At 43.1% G+C, this 19,574-nt stretch carries 22 protein-coding genes and 1 pseudogene; 17 read left to right on the top strand and 6 right to left on the bottom strand.

The annotated features are described in order from the left end of the window. Positions 1–6: 6 nt before the first annotated feature. The 3 genes from BLT29_RS05635 to BLT29_RS05625 are packed head-to-tail and all read left to right on the top strand — an operon-like array spanning position 7 to position 2,562. Positions 7–1,500 (top strand): DUF6792 domain-containing protein, encoded by a 1,494-nt coding sequence (locus tag BLT29_RS05635; protein ID WP_090775346.1) that lies wholly within the window; start codon positions 7–9, stop codon positions 1,498–1,500. A 15-nt stretch (positions 1,501–1,515) separates the two neighbouring features. Beyond that, positions 1,516–2,088: a T7SS effector LXG polymorphic toxin gene (locus tag BLT29_RS05630; protein WP_090775345.1), complete on the top strand. Its 573-nt coding sequence runs from the start codon at positions 1,516–1,518 to the stop codon at positions 2,086–2,088. Between the two features lie 15 nt (positions 2,089–2,103). Further along, on the top strand, positions 2,104–2,562 hold the full coding sequence (locus BLT29_RS05625; RefSeq protein WP_090775344.1) for a hypothetical protein: 459 nt from the start codon (positions 2,104–2,106) through the stop codon (positions 2,560–2,562). A gap of 218 nt (positions 2,563–2,780) precedes the next feature. Here the strand turns inward: BLT29_RS05625 and abc-f are convergent, their stop codons facing one another. Further along, positions 2,781–4,694, bottom strand: coding sequence for a ribosomal protection-like ABC-F family protein (gene abc-f / locus BLT29_RS05620; RefSeq protein ID WP_090775343.1), 1,914 nt, complete (start codon positions 4,692–4,694; stop codon positions 2,781–2,783). Positions 4,695–4,930: 236 nt separating this feature from the next. On the opposite strand from abc-f, the gene BLT29_RS05615 reads away from it, so the two are divergent. The 3 genes from BLT29_RS05615 to tatC are packed head-to-tail and all read left to right on the top strand — an operon-like array spanning position 4,931 to position 6,483. Then, positions 4,931–5,566: a redox-sensing transcriptional repressor Rex gene (locus tag BLT29_RS05615; RefSeq protein ID WP_090775387.1), complete on the top strand. Its 636-nt coding sequence runs from the start codon at positions 4,931–4,933 to the stop codon at positions 5,564–5,566. Positions 5,567–5,582: 16 nt separating this feature from the next. Beyond that, entirely contained in the window at positions 5,583–5,756 is a 174-nt protein-coding gene (locus BLT29_RS05610) for a twin-arginine translocase TatA/TatE family subunit (RefSeq protein ID WP_090775342.1), read from the top strand. Next, the gene (gene tatC, locus BLT29_RS05605; RefSeq protein WP_245701103.1) at positions 5,719–6,483 is read left to right on the top strand and encodes a twin-arginine translocase subunit TatC; all 765 of its coding nucleotides are present in this window, start codon (positions 5,719–5,721) and stop codon (positions 6,481–6,483) included. The genes BLT29_RS05610 and tatC overlap by 38 nt, the downstream gene beginning before the upstream one ends. 60 nt (positions 6,484–6,543) lie before the next feature. Here tatC and BLT29_RS05600 read toward each other — a convergent pair whose 3' ends face one another. Continuing rightward, a complete protein-coding gene (locus tag BLT29_RS05600) occupies positions 6,544–6,741 on the bottom strand; it encodes a DUF4305 domain-containing protein (RefSeq protein ID WP_090775341.1) in 198 nt (65 codons plus the stop codon). A 1-nt stretch (position 6,742) separates the two neighbouring features. Further along, entirely contained in the window at positions 6,743–7,477 is a 735-nt protein-coding gene (locus tag BLT29_RS05595; RefSeq protein WP_090775340.1) for a CPBP family intramembrane glutamic endopeptidase, read from the bottom strand. A gap of 298 nt (positions 7,478–7,775) precedes the next feature. Between BLT29_RS05595 and groES the strand changes: the two genes are divergently transcribed. The 8 genes and pseudogenes from groES to deoD all read left to right on the top strand — a co-directional run bounded on the left by groES (position 7,776) and on the right by deoD (position 14,561). After that, on the top strand, positions 7,776–8,060 hold the full coding sequence (gene groES / locus BLT29_RS05590) for a co-chaperone GroES (protein WP_090775339.1): 285 nt from the start codon (positions 7,776–7,778) through the stop codon (positions 8,058–8,060). 32 nt (positions 8,061–8,092) lie between these two features. Continuing rightward, the gene (gene groL / locus BLT29_RS05585; protein ID WP_090775338.1) at positions 8,093–9,742 is read left to right on the top strand and encodes a chaperonin GroEL; all 1,650 of its coding nucleotides are present in this window, start codon (positions 8,093–8,095) and stop codon (positions 9,740–9,742) included. A gap of 160 nt (positions 9,743–9,902) precedes the next feature. Continuing rightward, positions 9,903–10,241: an ArsR/SmtB family transcription factor gene (locus BLT29_RS05580; protein WP_090775337.1), complete on the top strand. Its 339-nt coding sequence runs from the start codon at positions 9,903–9,905 to the stop codon at positions 10,239–10,241. 4 nt (positions 10,242–10,245) lie between these two features. After that, entirely contained in the window at positions 10,246–10,791 is a 546-nt protein-coding gene (locus BLT29_RS05575) for an SRPBCC domain-containing protein (RefSeq protein ID WP_245701101.1), read from the top strand. A gap of 47 nt (positions 10,792–10,838) precedes the next feature. Continuing rightward, positions 10,839–12,109: pseudogene (locus BLT29_RS05565) on the top strand (MFS transporter). Then, positions 12,106–13,131, top strand: a complete 1,026-nt coding sequence (locus tag BLT29_RS05560) for an NAD-dependent epimerase/dehydratase family protein (protein ID WP_090775333.1) — start codon at positions 12,106–12,108, stop codon at positions 13,129–13,131. Before BLT29_RS05565 ends, BLT29_RS05560 begins: the two are co-directional and overlap by 4 nt. Before the next feature lie 91 nt (positions 13,132–13,222). After that, positions 13,223–13,732 carry a DinB family protein gene (locus BLT29_RS05555; protein WP_090775332.1) on the top strand — a complete coding sequence of 170 codons (510 nt, stop codon included), beginning with the start codon at positions 13,223–13,225 and terminating at the stop codon, positions 13,730–13,732. Positions 13,733–13,847: 115 nt separating this feature from the next. Continuing rightward, positions 13,848–14,561, top strand: a complete 714-nt coding sequence (deoD, locus tag BLT29_RS05550; protein ID WP_090775331.1) for a purine-nucleoside phosphorylase — start codon at positions 13,848–13,850, stop codon at positions 14,559–14,561. 36 nt (positions 14,562–14,597) lie between these two features. On the opposite strand, the gene BLT29_RS05545 is transcribed toward deoD, so the two are convergent. Continuing rightward, positions 14,598–15,170: a VanZ family protein gene (locus tag BLT29_RS05545; RefSeq protein ID WP_176763825.1), complete on the bottom strand. Its 573-nt coding sequence runs from the start codon at positions 15,168–15,170 to the stop codon at positions 14,598–14,600. Positions 15,171–15,383: 213 nt separating this feature from the next. Here BLT29_RS05545 and BLT29_RS05540 point away from each other — a divergent pair, with 213 nt between their 5' ends. Further along, positions 15,384–16,049, top strand: coding sequence for a potassium channel family protein (locus tag BLT29_RS05540; RefSeq protein WP_090775329.1), 666 nt, complete (start codon positions 15,384–15,386; stop codon positions 16,047–16,049). 81 nt (positions 16,050–16,130) lie between these two features. Here the strand turns inward: BLT29_RS05540 and BLT29_RS05535 are convergent, their stop codons facing one another. Then, a complete protein-coding gene (locus BLT29_RS05535) occupies positions 16,131–16,808 on the bottom strand; it encodes a queuosine precursor transporter (protein ID WP_090775328.1) in 678 nt (225 codons plus the stop codon). 169 nt (positions 16,809–16,977) lie between these two features. Here BLT29_RS05535 and BLT29_RS05530 point away from each other — a divergent pair, with 169 nt between their 5' ends. Then, the gene (locus tag BLT29_RS05530) at positions 16,978–17,688 is read left to right on the top strand and encodes a DUF554 domain-containing protein (RefSeq protein WP_090775327.1); all 711 of its coding nucleotides are present in this window, start codon (positions 16,978–16,980) and stop codon (positions 17,686–17,688) included. Positions 17,689–17,800: 112 nt separating this feature from the next. Next, complete coding sequence (locus BLT29_RS05525) at positions 17,801–19,276, top strand: 4-hydroxyphenylacetate 3-hydroxylase family protein (protein WP_090775326.1); 1,476 nt, start codon at positions 17,801–17,803, stop codon at positions 19,274–19,276. Between the two features lie 11 nt (positions 19,277–19,287). Here the strand turns inward: BLT29_RS05525 and BLT29_RS13085 are convergent, their stop codons facing one another. Then, a complete protein-coding gene (locus BLT29_RS13085) occupies positions 19,288–19,458 on the bottom strand; it encodes a glycine zipper domain-containing protein (RefSeq protein WP_141769856.1) in 171 nt (56 codons plus the stop codon). Between the last annotated feature and the right edge of the window lie 116 nt (positions 19,459–19,574).

Here is a 19,574-nt window from a genome sequence, read left to right as displayed (position 1 = left end):
GAGAGCATGTCACTTTCAGAAGAGGTTCGAAATGAGTTAGTCGAGTTACAGTATGAGGATAAGAAAAAAGGTCACACATTTGATGAAGCATCGGTTGAAGCGATCTTAAAAAAACATAATGTGACCGGTGTGAAAGCCAAAGATATTACAATCTATAAAAGCGACGGTAAAAACATCGATAAAAAAAGTGGTGATAGGTCTGGTTTCGATGGCGCAGCAATTCATATTTACAATGCAGAATCCGGAAGGAATGAGGTTTATTATATCACCCGTGGCACGGAGCTTGATAAACCGCATGACATTCTCTATGATCTGTATGGTGTCGCAGGTGGTGTAGCAGATGATCAAATTGTAGATGCAGTGAAATTTTATGAACAGGTAGAGGGAAAGATTGAGAACAAAGTTTCAAGTGAAGATGCTGGCGACATGAAGCGTTATGGTGATGGTCACTCACTAGGAGGACATCTCATTGCGACGTTGGCATTACTAACAAAGAGTTTTACAGACGTTCGAGGGTTGAACGCAGCGCCAGTTCATTTACATCAGTTGACAAGATTAGATGATGATTTTAGACGACACGTAGAAAGGGTGACCGGAAAAACAGATTCAGACTCCCTCTCCGAAAAAGAGCTCAAAGCTCTAGCCGAGGACTATTACAAAGCCGAGATCGGCCACATCAAACACCTTCGTGTCAAAGGTGAACCATTGTATGCGCAAAAGATTCCTTACGCGCACTTTTTTGGGGATATTCAATATCTTGGTAACTTGGACACGCCTCACTTTCCAAACCTGTTTGAAACGTATGCCGAAGACATGTTTGGTATCAGTCCGTATGTCTACCGTGAATTTATAGGAGCGGTCTTAGAGATGATTCGTGGAACAGGTCGCGCGCACTCGGTGGATGACATTGCAAATAGTCTTACAGTCTTCCACATAGCGGAGTTAGTGAGGAGATTTGGTCCTGTGGCGGTGGTGATGGCAAACAACAAAACTGTGCAGCGCCATGTCTATGACATTATGCAGCAATTTGACCAAATGGACAATCACCAGATCGAAGTCCTAATCTATGAATTTGCATGGAATCAGATGATGGAAGTGTTAAACGATCCTACACGTAGAAGCGAAGCAATGGTGTATCTGGCAAGTATTGGAGCGATCCTGGGGAAAGATGGCGTTGCGCGTTTTTATCGCCAATTGAAAATGATGCTCGGTTTGGGCGGGGCTGGTAAACACTTGCTTGTCTCCGTCAATACGCTAGAAGGATTATATGAGCTTCAGACAGCCGCAGAGATGATGGCGGATTCAGTAATGACCAACGTGGGAGACGATGTGGTGGTGACAAAGGCTACGTTTATGAGTAGGTCGCTTGCAATGGCTGATGAAGGAGAGCGAAAGATTACGACATGGATGGAGAAGACGTTAGAGAATGTAGCTAGGCATCGGCAGTTCATCATTCAGTATTGGGAGAAAGACGATGAGATCGCAGGAAATATGGGCTAGATTTGGGGGATATAAATGAAAGTAATCGACTTTACGGAAGCGAACAGCTTTTTAAAACAAGTGGTGAAAAAGTATGCAGAGAGAAAGGATCCAATCGTTGCATTTGAAAAAGCAGTAGCGAAGTTAAAGAGTTTAGAAGGAGTCTTAGAAGGTGAAGGCGCAGATGCATTAAAAGAGCATTATCAAGACCAACAAATGCCTGTCATTAACAAGTATAAAGAATTTCGTAGTCAAACGATGATTGTGTTTGGAAGTATTCGAGGTACTTTAAATGAGATGGAAGACGAGAACGCACTATGGAGGGAATCATTCATGTCAGACAAGGTTCCTAGTGGATTGAATGCGTTTGAAGAGGCGGCGGAAGAGAACTTATCAGAAATCAATGCGACGATTGCTTCTGTGGACGATTTAGTAAGCATTAATCCCATTCAGACAGATAGCTTGTTTGAGGCAACTGAAACGGCACGAACCCATTCTCAAGAGACAGCAGAAGCTTTGGTTGAATTTGATGATGATAGCACAGAGAAAATTGAGCCACTAGAGGAATTGTCGTCGGAATGGTCAAATGCTGTGGCGAAGATTGGCTAAGGGGGGTGCTTTTAAATGGACAATATGGATGACTTTTCAACGCATTTTCGGCAAAAAGGAGAAAAACAGAAAGGGGCGCTTTCAAGTAAGCGTTTTTGGGGACTATTTGCGTCCTGGACATCCCTTGGAATTGGGTTATGTGTCATCATAGGTATGATCTTTTTTGCGATCATATCGGTGATTACGTTAGAGTTTCTGCGTGGAGAAAAAGGCTTATTTGCAGGGATCGCTTCCTCACTTTCATCGGTAGCGGTTCCTTGTGTATTGATTACTGGCGCAGTGGGAATCGTAGGCATTATGGCTATCAAACTATATAGGAATGCTTCTCCAGTGTTATTTCTTGGTAGTGCTGCAGTGCTTGTAATAACAATGTTTATATATCTAACTATTGGAGCCGGTGGAACTGTACTGATACTATTAGCACCTATTTTGTTATATGTGATTGCTGGCATGGTATCCTTGGGTATGTGGTAGTAATAGTTGCTGGAGAACGTTGAAAATTGAAAATCTGTTTGCTTTAATTTTACTTTTAACCTCAAAAGATAGAGTCGACCCTCTCCTAAGTTTATGGAAAGAGGATCGGATTTTCTTATCATATATCTATTGGTTTTGTTTTCAGCGTAAACTATAACCCTGCCTGATCGGTACTATGATAACCGTTCAGGCAGGGTTTTCATGTGGTGCGTATGTCCTTAACTCTGCAACGTCTCCCACTCTTCCATCAGCGACTCATTCCGCTCATTCAGCGTGTCTATCTCCTCCTGAATCTTCGCTGCAGCCACATGGTCGCTGTAAACTTCTGGTTCGGCGAGCTTTTGTTCGAGTGCGTTAAGCTGTTCGTCTGTTTCCTCAATCTCTTGTTCAATCGCTTCAATCCGCCGCAGTCGTTTTCGTTCTCTTTTCTGCGCTTCTTTGTCTTGCTGGAAAGACTGCTTTTTGTTGATGGGCTTATCTATGACTTGAGGTGCGGCAAGTGCTGCCCGTTCCGCTTGCGCTTGTTTTTTCTCGACATAGTCATCATAGTTGCCGAGGTAGTTGGTGACCGTCCCGTTTGCTAGTTCAACGATACGGGTAGCAAGGCGGTTAATAAAGTAACGGTCGTGTGAGATGAATATGATTGTTCCCGGATAGTCAACTAGTGCTGCTTCCAGCACTTCCTTTGCTTCTAGATCAAGATGGTTCGTCGGCTCGTCTAGGAGCAGCACGTTTGCTTGTTGGAGCATTAACTTCGCTAACGCCACGCGGGCTCGTTCGCCACCGCTTAAAGAAGACACTGTTTTTAAAACATCGTCGCCGCTGAAGAGGAATTGTCCTAAAGTGGTGCGGATTTTTTGTTCAGGGAAGGAAGGATAGTCATCCCACACTTCTTGTAAAATCGTTTTCCCGCTTGATAATTTGGCGTGTTCTTGGTCATAGTAACCGAGAATGACGTTGCTGCCAAAGGAGATCGTGCCAGTTTGCGGTGTCAGTTGCTTTGTGATCGCCTTTAGTAGTGTCGATTTGCCAGCACCGTTTTTACCAATAAAAGCAATGGATTCACCACGCGTGAGTGAGAGGTTGAGTCCGGAGAAGATTGGTTCGTCTTCATAAGCAACAGTTAAATTGTCAATGGTCAGGACATCGTTTCCCGTTTGTTTTTGGATCGTGAACGAAAAGGTTGCTTGTTTTTCGCTTCCTTCTGGCCGGTCTAGTCTATCCATTTTTTCAAGCTGCTTGCGCCGGCTTTGGGCGCGTTTCGTTGTGGAAGCGCGCGCTAAGTTTTTCGCGACGAATTGTTCCATGTTTGCGATGGCAGTTTGTTGTTTCTCGTATTGTTTTAAATCTTGTTCATAGCGCCGCGCTTTTTCGGCCAAATAATAGCTATAGTTTCCTTTGTAAGTTGTTGTCCGTGTCCGTGATAATTCTATGACACCCGTTGCAATCTTGTCTAAAAAGTAGCGGTCGTGGGAAACAATAAGGATAGCGCCTGTATAACTTTGTAAATATTGTTCGAGCCACGTTAATGTTGCCATATCTAAGTGGTTTGTGGGCTCATCGAGGACGAGCAAATCGGGCTTGGTTAGGAGTAATTTTGCCAAGGCGAGGCGCGTTTTTTGACCACCACTCAAAGTAGTAATGGGTGTGCTGTAATCAAATGTTGCAAAGCCAAAACCGGAAAGAATCGTGCGAATATCCGCTTCGTATTGGTAGCCACCTTGGTCTTTAAACGCGATTTGCATTGCATCATACGCCTGAAGTCGTTTTTCGGTTGCACTAGGCGGCTCATCTACAGGGGAAGAAGCCATTTCTGCTTCTAGTTGCTGTAAACCGACTTCCATTTTTCTCAGTGATGAAAAAACGGTGCACATTTCATCCCAAATAGATCGTGTCGAGTTCAGCGCGGTATGTTGCGCCAAGTATCCGATGGTCACATGCTTTGGTATGGAGATGTCTCCTTCATCAATGCCAGTCTCACCAACGATTGCCTTTAAAAGCGTTGATTTACCCGCACCATTGCGTCCAACAAGAGCAATGCGTTCTTTTGTCTGTATTTCTAGTTTTACGTTATTTAAAATCGGTGTCGCACCGAATGATTTTGATACTCGGGCACATTGTAGTACAATCATAGTAGAAGGTCCTCACGTTTGTTATCAGTATTGTCTTTTAAGTGTACATCAGATTGCCTAAAAATCTCAACAACTGGGACGGGAAATGGTGTACAATAGAGGCAAAGGTTTTCCATCGAAGACAGATATTCATCGATCGCTGGCATCAATAGCTGCATAGATGTTTTCATGCTAGGGAGTGGATGGAAAGCGCGATTGCTCTACCATCTGATGTCTCGTATCAGGAAGGAGCGGTTATGAAGTCTGAACAGCCAAAGATTCCCCAGGCGACGGCGAAACGTTTACCATTATACTATCGCTTCCTCGAGAATTTACATATGGCGGGGAAACAACGTGTTTCGTCGACGGAATTGAGCCAAGCATTAAAGGTAGATTCAGCGACAATTAGACGCGATTTTTCTTACTTTGGTGCACTGGGCAAAAAAGGGTATGGTTACAATGTCCAATACCTGTTATCATTTTTCAGAGAGACACTCGATCAAGATGAACGCACAAATGTTGTCGTTGTCGGTGTTGGAAATTTAGGGACGGCATTGTTGCAGTATAAATTTTCTAAGAGCAACAATACAGTCATTACCCATGCATTTGATGTCGACCAAAATAAGATTGGCACGAAGATTGGTTCTGTACCTGTGTATGACTGGGCAGCGCTCGACCAAGTTGGCTTGCAGCAAGCGGCAATTGCGGTGTTAACCGTTCCGGCGGCGCAAGCGCAAGCAAGTGCAGATAAGCTTGTGGAAGCAGGGATTCACGGCATTTTAAATTTCACGCCTGTACGCCTATCAGTGCCTGATCATATTCGGGTTCACCATATAGACTTAACGATTGAACTACAAGCACTTGTTTACTTTTTGAAACATTATCCATTATAGAAGGAGGGATGACCGTATGCCTGGACCTATGAGCCTTATTATTATTGCGCTTGTTGCTTTGCTTATTTTTGGCCCGTCGAAGTTGCCACAACTTGGCAGAGCAGCAGGGAATACATTACGTGAATTCAAAAATGCAACAAAAGGACTAGCAGATGACGATGATAACAAATCCTCAAAAGAAAAAGCATAATCAAGCGACGCAAAAAGAGATGTCCGTAATGGATCACGCCGCAGAATTGCGGCGGAGGATTCTTGTGATCCTGTCTTTTTTTGTCGTAGCGTTGATAGGCGGCTTTTTCTTGGCGGTACCGCTCATCCAGTTATTGCAAGAAGCGCCGCAAGTGCAAGAGATGTCACTCAATGCGTTTCGACTGACGGATTCATTATGGGTCTTTGTCAACTTTGCCGTGATTACAGCCGTCATTTTAATCATTCCTGTCATTTTGTATCAGCTATGGGCGTTTGTCTCCCCAGGGCTGAAGGAAAGTGAACGGAAGGCAACGCTCGCCTATATTCCGATTGCGTTTTTCTTGTTTCTTGGTGGGATAGCTTTTGCCTATTTTGTTTTGTTGCCGTTTGTCATCGGTTTCATGAGTACGATGGCAAGTCGGTTAGACATTGAAGAAATGTATGGGATTAGTGAGTACTTCTCGTTTTTGTTTCAGTTAACGTTACCGTTTGGTGCTTTATTTCAATTGCCGGTTATCGTGATGTTTTTGACACGGCTAGGTGTCGTCACGCCGGCACTGTTACGGAAAATACGGAAGTATGCGTATTTTGTTTTGCTTGTCATTGGTGCATTGATTACACCACCGGATTTACTCTCACATTTGTTGGTGACGGTCCCAATGCTCATTTTATATGAAGTAAGTATTGTGATTTCAACAGCAACGTACAAAAAATACCAATCAAAGTAGAAATATAAAAAGCGATCTTCTCATCACTAATGATAGGAGATCGCTTTTTTCATGCAAGGATTATTTCTTCTTTTTGTTTAATAAAAGACCGAAATGAACGTACCGGTAACTTGTTAAAAAGGCATGGGCTGCGATGAAAGAGAACAGGATCGCAAAAAATCCCCACCCTTCTTCATTTACACGATTCACCGCAAAGAAAATAAAGGCAAAGCCCATCGCAAAAAAGAGTACACCGAGTACGTATGGAGAAATTTTCATATTACACCCCTAGTAGAAATGGAAAAATAAGTGGTATCGTTTGTCCGTGGCGTTCTAAATATTCGACAATCTGATCGTAAAAGATGACTTGCGTAAGAATCACAAAACTATTGAGTGAAACATGAGCGATGATCGGGACAATTAATCGTTTCGTATGCGTGTATAGAAAGGCAAACGTAAATCCCATTGTTGTATATAGTAACATATGCTCAAAATCCATATGCACAACAGCGAAAACGAGTGAACTTGCAAGTGCGGCAATAAAAAAGTTTGTGCGGACATACAGCCAGCCAAAAATCGCTTTTCGGAAAACGATCTCTTCAATAATGGGTCCAAGTACTGCAATGACAAGTATCATCGCCCAAAAGTCGCGGGCATAGCTAACGAGTTCTGCAGTATTTTTAGAGCCAGGCTCAATTCCGAATATATAGGTCTCGATCAGTCCGGCGGTCATTTGTGCAACAAAGACGATGACGACACCAAGTGCTGACCAACCAATTGTACTGCCAATCGTTGACTTTTCCCCGGGTAAGTCGCCTCCGCGTGCAGAATCTTTACGTAGTAATAGCAACATAACAAGCAGACCGATTGAAAAGCTGATGACAGCAGTCAGTCCCAAGAGCACGGAACCATCGGCAATATCGAAGAAATGAGATAAACTGCGGGCGACGACGAACATGAATCCAGTTTGCATCACAATATACGTCAATACAATAAGAAAGTATCGTTTTGTCACGTTTAAACTCCTTTATTCAGTGGCTATGCCTTTCATTATATCATAGCATCGTTCGATTAGAAAAATATCTAGCGCATTTCTTTATGAACCAACAAAGGAGAATTCGTTCTACAATGTTTCGGACATGCATACCATGGTTCATGTATGAAGATATGCAGGAAAGAAAAAAACAAAAAAATTTTGCGCTTTCCTCTTGCAAAATCGATGTAAAATGATTATCATAGTAGTTGTGTTAGCACTCGTTTGATTCGAGTGCTAACAAAGAGACTACATATGTCATCAAAGGAGGGTATTTTCCATGTTAAAACCATTAGCAGACCGCGTGGTAATTGAGCAAATCGAATCAGAGGAAACGACTGCGAGCGGGATCGTTCTTCCTGACTCTGCGAAAGAAAAGCCGCAGGAAGGGAAAATTGTGGCTGTGGGTACAGGTCGTATCACAGATGGCGGAGAGAAAGTAGCACTTGAAGTACAAGAAGGCGATACAGTCATCTTTTCTAAATATGCAGGTACGGAAGTTAAATACGAAGGTAAAGATTATCTCGTTCTTCGTGAGAGCGACATTTTAGCAGTCATTGGTTAAGGAAATTTTGAGATACAGAGGAGGCTATTCAAATGGCGAAAGAAATTAAGTTCAGTGAAGACGCACGTCGTTCAATGCTAAAAGGTGTAGATACGCTTGCGAACGCAGTAAAAGTAACGCTTGGCCCAAAAGGGCGTAACGTTGTACTTGAGAAAAAGTTTGGTTCACCGTTAATTACCAATGATGGTGTAACAATTGCAAAGGAAATCGAGCTTGAAGATGCATTCGAAAATATGGGTGCGAAGCTTGTTGCAGAAGTTGCGAGCAAAACAAACGATATTGCTGGTGACGGTACAACAACAGCAACGGTTCTTGCACAAGCAATGATCCGCGAAGGCTTAAAAAACGTGACATCTGGTGCGAACCCAATGGGCATTCGCAAGGGAATTGAAAAAGCAACGAATGCAGCTGTGGAAGAGCTTAAAGCGATTTCTAAGCCAATTGAAGGAAAAGAATCCATCTCTCAAGTCGCGGCGATTTCTTCTGCTGATGAAGAGGTTGGAAAAATCATTGCTGAGGCGATGGAGCGCGTTGGTAACGATGGCGTCATCACAATTGAAGAGTCTAAGGGCTTTTCTACTGAGTTAGAAGTAGTAGAAGGGATGCAATTTGACCGTGGTTATGCGTCTCCGTACATGGTTTCTGACTCTGACAAAATGGAAGCGGTGCTTGAAAACCCATATGTTTTGATTACAGATAAGAAGATCAGTAACATTCAAGAAGTATTGCCTGTGCTTGAGCAAGTTGTTCAGCAAAGCCGTCCGATCTTGATTATTGCTGAAGACGTGGAAGGCGAAGCACTTGCGACGCTTGTTGTAAACAAGTTACGTGGCACGTTCAACGCTGTTGCCGTAAAAGCACCAGGGTTTGGAGATCGTCGTAAAGCGATGTTAGAAGATATCGCGATCTTAACAGGTGCTGAAGTGATTACCGAAGACCTTGGTCTTGACTTGAAATCAGCAACCATTGATTCTCTTGGTCGCGCGGCAAAAGTGGTTGTGACGAAAGAAAACACAACAGTTGTTGAAGGTGCTGGAAGCCCAGAGCAAATCTCAGCGCGTGTTGCGCAGTTGAAAGCACAAGTTGAAGAGACAACGTCTGAGTTTGATAAAGAGAAGTTACAAGAGCGTTTAGCGAAGCTTTCTGGTGGGGTTGCAGTGCTTAAAGTTGGTGCAGCAACAGAAACTGAAATGAAAGAGCGTAAACTTCGCATTGAGGATGCCTTAAACTCAACTCGTGCAGCAGTAGAAGAAGGCATTGTTGCAGGTGGTGGTACAGCACTTATTAATGTCATTAATGCAGTCAAAGCGGTTGAAGCAACAGGTGACGAAGCAACGGGTGTAAACATCGTACTTCGTGCGTTAGAAGAGCCAGTACGTCAAATTGCACATAACGCTGGATTAGAAGGTTCAATCATTGTTGAGAAGTTGAAAGCTGAGCCAGTCGGTATTGGCTACAATGCAGCAACAGGCGAATATGTGAACATGGTTGAAACAGGCATCCTTGATCCTGTGAAAGTGACACGTTCTGCATTGCAAAACGCAGCAAGTGTATCTGCGATGTTCTTGACAACAGAATCTGTCATTGCTGACAAGCCAGAAGAAAATGCTGGTGGCGCTGGTGCTGGCATGCCTGACATGGGCGGCATGGGTGGCATGGGCGGTATGGGCGGCATGATGTAAGGTAGCTGACCGCAGCGCATGATAAACAAAAAGCTCTTCATAAGCTCGGCGAGCTTATGAAGAGCTTTTTTACGTTTGAATATTCCTTGAAAAGAATATTCTCTTTATGGTATATTGTGTTTACCAGTAAAGAATTGAGGTGAATCAGGATATTCAAGAGATGAAGATCACGATATTCAGTGCATTGGCCGATCATAATCGGTTACGTATTGTGAAGCTCCTGCAAGGTGGTGCTTTAACCGTAGGAGAGATCGCCACCTTACTAGAGCTTCGTCAACCACAAGTCTCGAAACATTTGCGGGTATTGTTCGAAACTGGTTTCGTTCAAGTGCAGGCTGATGCGAATCGTCGGTATTATCACCTTTGTCCGGAACCTTTTCAGGAAATGGACATATGGCTTTCGGGTTATTTGAAAATGTGGGAAGAACGTTTTGAACGTCTCGATCATTATTTGGAAAGGGTACAATCAAAGGGTATCAAATCAGATGAGGAGGAGTGAGTGGATGACACAGCAAGAATTTACAATGGAACGCGTGTTTAATGCACCGCGCGAGTTGGTGTTCAAGATGTTTTCTGAAGTGGAACATCTGAAACATTGGTGGGGGCCTCGTGGTTGGGTACTGCCGGTTTGTCACCTTGATTTTCGTCCAGGAGGGACCTGGCACTTTTGTATGAAGTGTGTGGAAAAGAACCAAGATGAGGAGGAGTTATGGAGAAAGGCCATTTATAAGGAGATCGTCAACGGTGAGAAGATTGTCTACACGGACTATTTTTCTGATGCGGAAGGCAATGTGAATGAAGTGCTTCCTATAGGGGAAGTCACCTTGTATTTTGAAGCACATGAAGCGAAGACAAAATTAATTGTCGTTGTAAAATATCCTGCTGCCCAAGCACTAAAGCAAGTATTGAATATAGGGATGGAAGAATGGTTTAACCAAATGTACACCCGCCTTCAGAAGCATATGATAGAGAACGTGTCTCACGTTCGGACGCGAAAAATGATCATACGGAAAATGCACGTGCAAAGGCAATTCGTCACTAGTCGTTAGAAAAGAAAATGATCAACCATATAGGGTTGTAAAAATTGGAGGGCGCGATGCTCAAACTTCTCAAGGATGGGACGTATATTAAGTATTGGTTAGCGGTCGTGCTCGCTTTTTTAGGTGATGGAATTGCCCGAATAGCCGTTATTTACTTGATTTCAAAGATGACCAATGATCCGTTTATGATTGCGCTTGTCATTTTCGCGCAATTAGTACCGTCTGCTGTTTTAAGTATCTTCGTCGGTCCGTTAACCGATCGTTTTCCGAAACGATTAATTATGATCTTTGCTGACATCGTTCGGGCGGTCTTGATGCTGAGCATGATTTTTTTATTCATTCGCCGTGGATGTTACTGCTTCTCGTGCTACTCACAGGTGTTGCTAAAAGCATCTTTGAACCAGCACGTATTGCTTCAGTTCCGCTCATTGTTGGGAATCACAGCATCCCGACGGCAATTGCGCTATTCCAAAGTACGGTGCAGACAATCAATATTGTCGGTCCGATGCTGGCGGGTCTCTTGCTTGTTATCGATCATCCGATGCTCCTCTTCTCGATCAGTGCAGCGACCTACCTTTGTTCCGCATTGCTTCTAAGCAGTATCGGTGTGCTAAAAGAAGATCAGAAGGCGCAAACGAAGCAGCTGTCTGAGCCATATTTTGCGTCGTTGAAAATGGGGATTCAAGGAACAGTTGAGATTGCATCTCTGCGGTTCTTGTTGATCTTTATGATCCCGGTCATGTTGGTGCTAGGGCTGTTTCTCACCAACTACAACGCATTGTTATTGCAGGAGTTTCAAGCGAATGCTTTTCATTTTGGTTTGCTAGAAACCGTATTCGCAATTGGTGCGATTGGTGGCGCGTTGTTTGGCCCTAAGCTCATGAGTCGTTATTTGGGACCGGGTTTGCTCTCCATAATGTCAGTTTTCCTATTTGGAATGGTCATGATCGCGGTTGCACCGCTGACATTTCTGCGCGAGGCGAGCGGCTTGTTGCCAGTATATGGCTGGTGTGTGGTTGCAGGTTTGGCTCAAGGGTTGTACAATGTGCCACTTGGTGCCACCTTTTTGATGAAACTACCAAAAGAATTGGTCGGTCGTGGATTATCCTTATTTAATGCTGTGATGAATCTTTGTATGATTATTGGTGTAATCGTCGGTGGTTGGCTCGCGCGGCAGGTTGGGATCTCGACAGTCTTAATTTATGCTGGTGTACTGTTAGTCGTTATTGCTGTCTCCTTCCGCATGATGAAGGGGTATGGTGAGCTACAAAAAGAGTTTCTTCAGCAAAAAGCAGCGAATCGAGTAATAAAGGAGGAAATGATGTGAAGATTCTAATCTTAGGAGGAACAAGATTTGTTGGCCGCCACTTGATCGATGCAGCACTTGCGCAAAACCACGAGGTGACGTTGTTTAATCGTGGCATATCATCTACAAAGCCTTTGGCGAATGTTGAGGTGCTGCACGGTGATCGTAATGTTGATGTAAGTTTATTAGGGAAAAGACAGTGGGATGCAGTGATTGATACGTCTGGATATTGGCCAGCGCAAGTGAGAAAAGCCGTCGAACAGTTGTCTCATAACGTTGGTCATTATACCTTTGTCTCTAGTTGCAGTGTTTACCGCGACTTTTCACAACAAAGTATTGGGGAATCTTCGGATGGACTTACATTGACGCCGGAGCAGCTTGTTGCACTCGACCGGCATGATGTGGATCATGATAAACAGATGGCACATTACGGTGCCCTGAAATATCATTGTGAGGATGCGTTGCAGCAAGCGATGCCTGGACGATCACTAATCGTCCGTCCTGGCTTGATCGTCGGTCCGTATGATCGTACGGATCGCTTTGTGTATTGGATGAGGAGACTGCTACGTGGGGGAGAGGTGTTAGCACCCGGACGTGCAGAACGGGCAATCCAAGTGATTGATGGAAGAGATTTGGCGAAGTGGATAATAGATCGAATTAAATTTTCGACAATAGGTACCTTTAACGTCGTTGGCCCTGACTATAAATTGACAATGGGTGATTTCCTATCCACTTGTCGTGACACGATCGGTATTTCTGCAAATTTCACTTGGGTTGACGATGATTTTTTGCAGAAGCACGATGTGCAACCATGGGTAGAGATGCCGCTCTGGATACCAGAAAAGGCTCACGGTGACCAACCTGATCTGAGTGGTTTTCTTTCAATAGCAATGACTAAAGCGGTCAAGTTGGGTTTTACTTTTCGCCCGCTTGAACAGACGGTGCGTGACACGGTGCAATGGCTACAAAACGACCCACCTGATGTGCTTGGGAGTTTGAAAGAAGCGCGTGAACAGGAGTTATTGAGATTGTGGCATGCTTGACATGTGGGAAAAATGTGTTGATTTCCTTGATGAGTACATCAGGCAATATCGTGATTTAATATGAGGATGTTTGAAGAAAGGATCTGAGACGATGGAAAGTCACCGAGCAAAGACGATGTATGATTATCATGTGTGGGCAAATAAGCAACTGATCAAACATTTGAAGCAACTACGAGAGCACGTGTATCATGAACATGTAAAAAGTGTATTTGATTCTATTTCAGAAGTAATGACTCATATTTATGGTGCAGATATTGTATGGTTGGAGACGATGAAAGGAAGTACCTTTGAAGAGTCTGCAGAGGAAGTGGCGCGTCGGAAAGCAGCAGTATCAGGCGTATCAATCAATGAGATGGAATCTTGCTATGATGCGCTTTCAGAAGAATATGACCGCTTCTTTGCGGAACAAGATGATCTCGAGCGAACGATTGTTGTCGAGCACCCGAAACGGGGACAAATGTCATTTGTGTTAGCTGACCTCATTCATCATGTTGTCAATCACGGCACGTATCATCGTGGGAATGTGACAGCGATGCTCCATCAACAAGGAGAACAAGGTGTACCTACAGATTACGTCTCTTTTTGTATGAACAAAGGATAGACCTCTTACAACTGTTAATAAAAATGTCATTTATTAGGCGTGCAAGTGATGCGCGCACAACCCCTCATTTCGGTTATAATAGAAAAGGCAGTAGAAGAAAAAGGAGTCGATAAAAATGAGCGAAATGAAACATACAGCACATATTAAACCAGAAGGCGTAGAAATCGCTGAGACAGTATTACTACCCGGAGACCCACTGCGAGCAAAGTTTATTGCTGACAATTTTTTAGAAGACGTTGTTCAGTTTAACAGTGTTCGGAATATGCTCGGCTATACTGGGACATATAAAGGGAAGCGTATTTCTGTGATGGGCACCGGGATGGGGATGCCAAGCATGGGCATTTACTCTTGGGAGTTAATCAATGTCTTTGGTGTGAAGAATTTGATCCGTGTAGGCTCTTGTGGGGCATTACAAGATGATCTTGATTTATATGATGTCGTGTTGGCAATGGGCGCGTCAACAAACGCCAACTATGCGAGCCAATATAAGTTGCCAGGTACGTATGCCAACATTGCTTCGTTCTCCTTATTGGAGAAAGCGAAAAAGATTGCTGATGAAAAAGGACAAGCGGTGCATGTTGGTAATGTCTTATCCAGTGATATTTTCTACAATGCGGATAAAGAAGCAGCAGGTAAATGGAGAGACATGGGTGTCCTCGGCATTGAAATGGAGGCGGCTGCACTTTACATGAATGCAGCGCACGCGGGTGTGAACGCATTATGTATTTTAACAGTGAGTGATCACATTTTCACGCAGCAAGAAACCACACCAGAAGAGCGGGAAACATCATTTACGAAGATGATGGAAATTGCATTGGAGTTAGCTTAAAGAAACAAATAACCTCTTTGCCAGTCGGCGGAGAGGTTATTTGTTTCTAATAGACTTTTTGCGTGTTTTCTTAAAAAATAGTTTGCTGATCAATAATCCAATGAGCGCACCTATAAAAGTACCTGTAGTATTTAATATGACATCATCAATATTAGACGTTCGTCCAATAGCCAATACGTACTGAGCGGTTTCAATTCCTGTAGAAAAAAGCATACCCAAAAAAGTAATGGTCCACACGCTCATTTTCCGATGAAAACGAAGAGAAAAGAACAAACCGAAGGGCATAAACAGGATCATATTAAATCCTATAAGGCGAATGGTTACACTCGCTGTAATCGAGTACTCTAACAAATGAAGAATACTTGAAAAGGGCTTTAGTTGTAACGTTTGAGATCTCATGCCATATATTGGGAGGAGTGTGACCAATAGGATTCCGATGATAGACAAAATGAACAGTGCACCAGTTGAAGAAAAGAAAAAAGCTTCTCGATGAGAAAGACCTTTTTTTCTTTGGCGTTTGAAATGCAGCCAACTAATACCTAGAACGAACGGAATCATAACAGTGAAGATAGGAATGACATCGCTAAACGAATACCAAAGTTGTTCCATGAACAAATCCTCATTTCTCGGTGATCTCATCTGCATATCTTAACGGGGATAAGTGTGATTGTCAATCATTTATCTTTTACTAATTTGTCCATAGAAAAATGTGATGACTGGGTAGAATGTGGTGTGTTATGATAGCGATGATCGGGCACACTCGTAAGAGAAGTTTTTCATATCCGATTTGTTATTGAACTGTGTGAAGGGGTGGAGGTAAAGATGGCGAGAAAGAAAAAGCAATTTGCTGTCATCGGATTAGGCCGCTTTGGCGGGAGTGTATGTAAGGAATTGTTTGAAATGGGTCACGAGGTGCTCGCGATTGATCTAGATGAAGCAAGAGTAAATGAGCACGTAAAATTTTCTACCCATGCAATTCAATTAGACAGCACGGACGAAAAAGCGCTAGAAAGTGTTGGTATGCGGAATTTTAGTCATGTCGTTGTGGCCATTGGTGATAACATTCAAGCCAGTATTTTGACGACACTCGTTTTAAAAGAGATGGGGGTTGAAAAAGTATGGGTGAAAGCACAAAGTTATTATCATCAAAAAGTGTTAGACAAAATTGGTGCTGATTTGGTTGTTCATCCGGAATTCGATATGGGTAAAAGAATTGCACATAATATTAGCTCCGAAAAAATCATTGACTTTATCGACCTCTCTGATGACTATAGCATTGTAGAGCTTTTGGCAACGAAAAAAGTTAGTCGTCGGACGCTTGTACAGTTGGATGTACGTGCGAAATATGGTGTCACCATTTTAGCCATTAAGCGCGGTGAGGAAATGAACATCGCACCATTTCCAGAAGACGAGGTGCATGAAAGCGACATTTTAATTGTTGTGGGTCATAAAGATGATATAGACCGTTTTGAGGATGAAGGCTTGTAATATACGTTACATGTGATGTGAACCTAAACATAAGGTATTGTTTGCAAAAGAAAGCAGTTGACCTGTAATGGGCAACTGCTTTTACATGAGTGGTTTTGTTTGCCGTGCCCAGTAAATAAAAGGAATGGCGAGGGCAGAAACAAGGAATTTCAAAATATATGTGGTCAGTGCGATTTGTAGCCAAATAGACAACGAATATTCGCCGACAAAAGCGATTGTACAAAAGATCAGTGTGTCAAATGCTTGTCCAATTAAACTAGAAGCACTGTTACGAAGCCAAAGAAGTGAAGGCTTAGGGAACATTCTTTTAAAGAAAGCAAAGATGTAGACATTGAGCATATTGCTAATTAAATAAGCAGCAAGGCTAGCGGCAGAAATTTTGACGGCAAAATTAAATAGAAATGCGAGGTGGGGTTGCGCTAAGTCTTCATTATGAGGTGTGAAATAAAGGACCATTTGCATGATGACTGTTGAGATCAATAGGGCTGAAAAGCCAAGCCAAACGGCTTTTTGTGCGAATGCTTTCCCGTACTTTTCGTTCAAAAGATCGGTCGCAAGAAAGGTCGATGCATACATGACGTTACCAAGAGTGGCAACGAGACCGAACACTTCAATCGTTTTTGTTACTTGTATATTTGCTAAAATCGTCGCAAAACCGATCCAACTAAATAGACCCACTTTCCCGTATAGTTTATAGAAAATGACGAGAAAGATGAAGTTCAGTAAGGCAAAAAGTAATCCATATAGTTCTGTCGGCATATGTAGTGCCTCCTTTCTTTTACGAAATAATAAACTTACACGAATCAGCATTAGAGCCATATTTTATCATGAAGGCAGGTAATTGTATAGGAAGGAAAATCTTTTCTTCCTTGTGAGCAATCATTGATGTATACTACGAGTGTAGTCAAAATATCGAGGAGAGACAGCTGTGTTATTAGGTGTTATTGTCAATGCATGTGCAATCATTTTTGCAAGCCTTATTGGGGTGCGTATTCGGCGCATTCCTGAACGAATAAAATTACTTGTTATGCAAGCTTTATCATTGTCAGTCATTGTAATGGGGATCAATATGGCACTTTCGAGTGAACAGTTTATTATAGTGATGGCCAGTTTATTAATTGGTGCGGTCATCGGTGAGTGTATGGATATTGATAAGCGATTAAATCAAGTAGGTATGTGGATTGAGGCGCGTCTCGGTAAAGCAGCACAAGGCTCTTTTTCTCAAGGGTTTGTGAGTGCGACATTGATTTTTGCAACAGGCGCCCTGGCAATTTTAGGACCTTTGGACAGTGGTTTGAGAGGCGACCACCAATTACTTTTTACAAAATCATTGATTGATGGTTTTTCTGCGCTTGTGTTTGCCTCAACATTAGGGATCGGAGTCTTATTTTCGGCTATTCCTGTTTTTTTATACCAAGGATTTATTGCTGTTTTTGCAAGTCAAATTCACGCATGGGTACCACCAGCATTGATGGAGACGTTGATTGCGGAATTGACTAGTGTTGGAGGCGTGTTTATTGTCGCCATTGGACTAAACTTGCTCCATGTTACAAAAGTAAAAGTCGCAAACCTTTTGCCTAGTTTAGTGATTGTGGTTGTCATTGTGAGTGCAATATATGGTGTACAAGTTTTATTTTAAAGCGTCTTAGCCGTGGTGGCGAGGCGCTTCTACACTTATATAGGAAAAAATCGAGGTACGCTCCTATGGGCAGTTGCATACGCTAATAACGTCTAAAGGAGGCGTGAAGCAGATGGCGATGACCACGGGTGATAAGTATTTGAAGCGGATTGCGCAGTTGCAAAGTGAAGTTTGGTTAGAAGGGGAATGTATAAGAGGTGGTTTGACGAAACATGCGGCGTTTAGGTCTGTGTTGCAGGCAAAGGCAAAGTTGTATGATATGGTACAGGAACCTTCTCATCAGTCTCTGCTGCAATCATCAGATCATACAAGTAATTTTACATTTGAAATGCCACGTACGAAAGAAGACTTAGTAAAGAGAGGGAAGGCAACGCGTCTTTGGGCAAATGAAGCGGCAGGTGTACTAGGGCGTTCGCCCGATTATGTGAACACGATTGTGACCGTTTTGGCGGCGTCAAAAGCTTATTTTTCCCAGGCGGGGGTAGAGTATGGTGAAAACATACAGGGGATTTACGAACGTGCCGTCAAACATGATTATACGTTTACACATACATTTGTCAACCCACCTATTAGCCGGAAGCCTTATTACCCAGATGGTGAAAATCAAGAAGTGCCCATTGCAGCAAAAATTATAGACGAAACAGAGGAAGGTTTGGTGATTGATGGGGCACGTTTGCTCGCGACACAAGGGGGCATGACAGACGAGATTCTTGTTTTACCGTCGACAGCGTTTGTTGATAGTGACTATTTATATGGTTTCGCCATTCCTTCCGACACGAAAGGATTGCGGTTTTTATGCCGACCATCAGTTTGTAAAACATCTGTTTTTGATTATCCTTTATCGTCTCAATTTGAGGAAGGTGATGCAATTGTTGTTTTTGATCACGTGCTTGTCCCGTGGTCACGTGTATTTTTGTATCGCAATGAATTGTTGACAAGTGATCTCTTTTCGAAGACCGGTGCAGAAGCTTATATGCTTTACCAAGCGGCGAATCGACAAGTTGTGAAGACGGAGTGGTTACTTGGCTTGGCGCAAGCGCTTGTAGATGTCATGGGTATTGAACAGCATCAGCATGTACAAGGAAAGATAGCCGAAATGATTATTGCTTTAGAGGCAATGCGTGGGTTTGTATGCTCCGCTGAATCGCAAGCGCAAGTAAATGAATTTGAATTGATGGTGCCGAAGATAGAGCCGTTGCGAGCTGCCGTTTCTTACTACCAAGCAACATATCCACGGCTGGTGGAGATGTTGCAGTTGTTGGGCGCAAGTCATTTCATTGCAGCACCAAATGAACAAGACTTTGCTTCCCCGATTGCCTCTCAGCTGGAGCGGTTTGTGCGCGGCGAGTCTACGACCGCAAAAGAGAAAACACAACTGATTAGATGTATTCGTGATATGACGATGACGGAGTTTGGTATACGGCAAACACTATATGAACGATACTTTTTCGGGGACCCTATACGTGTGTTGTCATCATTGTACCATCTGTATGAGCCAGAGAAGGCTGCCTACCGCGAGCGGGTGGAGAGGTTCTTAAAACAATTGCCTCATGAAAAAATACAGATGGATGAGTCTTTCCGTTCCTAGTCATCATGCATTTAATTAGACGCGTCTTTTCTTTGGTAAAAACTAATCGCGATGCCAAATACAATCCCGATGGCAATCCCGATAGGAATGTTCTTTGTCGCAATGCCAACACTGATGCCGATAATGACGCCAAATAGTATGCCAAATGATTCATTCGGTGGTCGACGTTTATTATTGCCCACGAGGCTTTCCTCCCGTCTGAAAAAATGATGTGTACTTATTGTACCGAATGAATAGATGATCGTCAAAAAAAGCCTTTATTTTGAGTGGTATGAGAGCGCTATGACTGCCCCAACGA

It is taken from the genome of Shouchella lonarensis, assembly GCF_900096965.1.
Lineage (GTDB): Bacteria > Bacillota > Bacilli > Bacillales > Bacillaceae_D > Shouchella > Shouchella lonarensis.
Note: the sequence above shows the minus strand (reverse complement) of the source record. Positions and strands in the feature narration are given on the sequence as shown.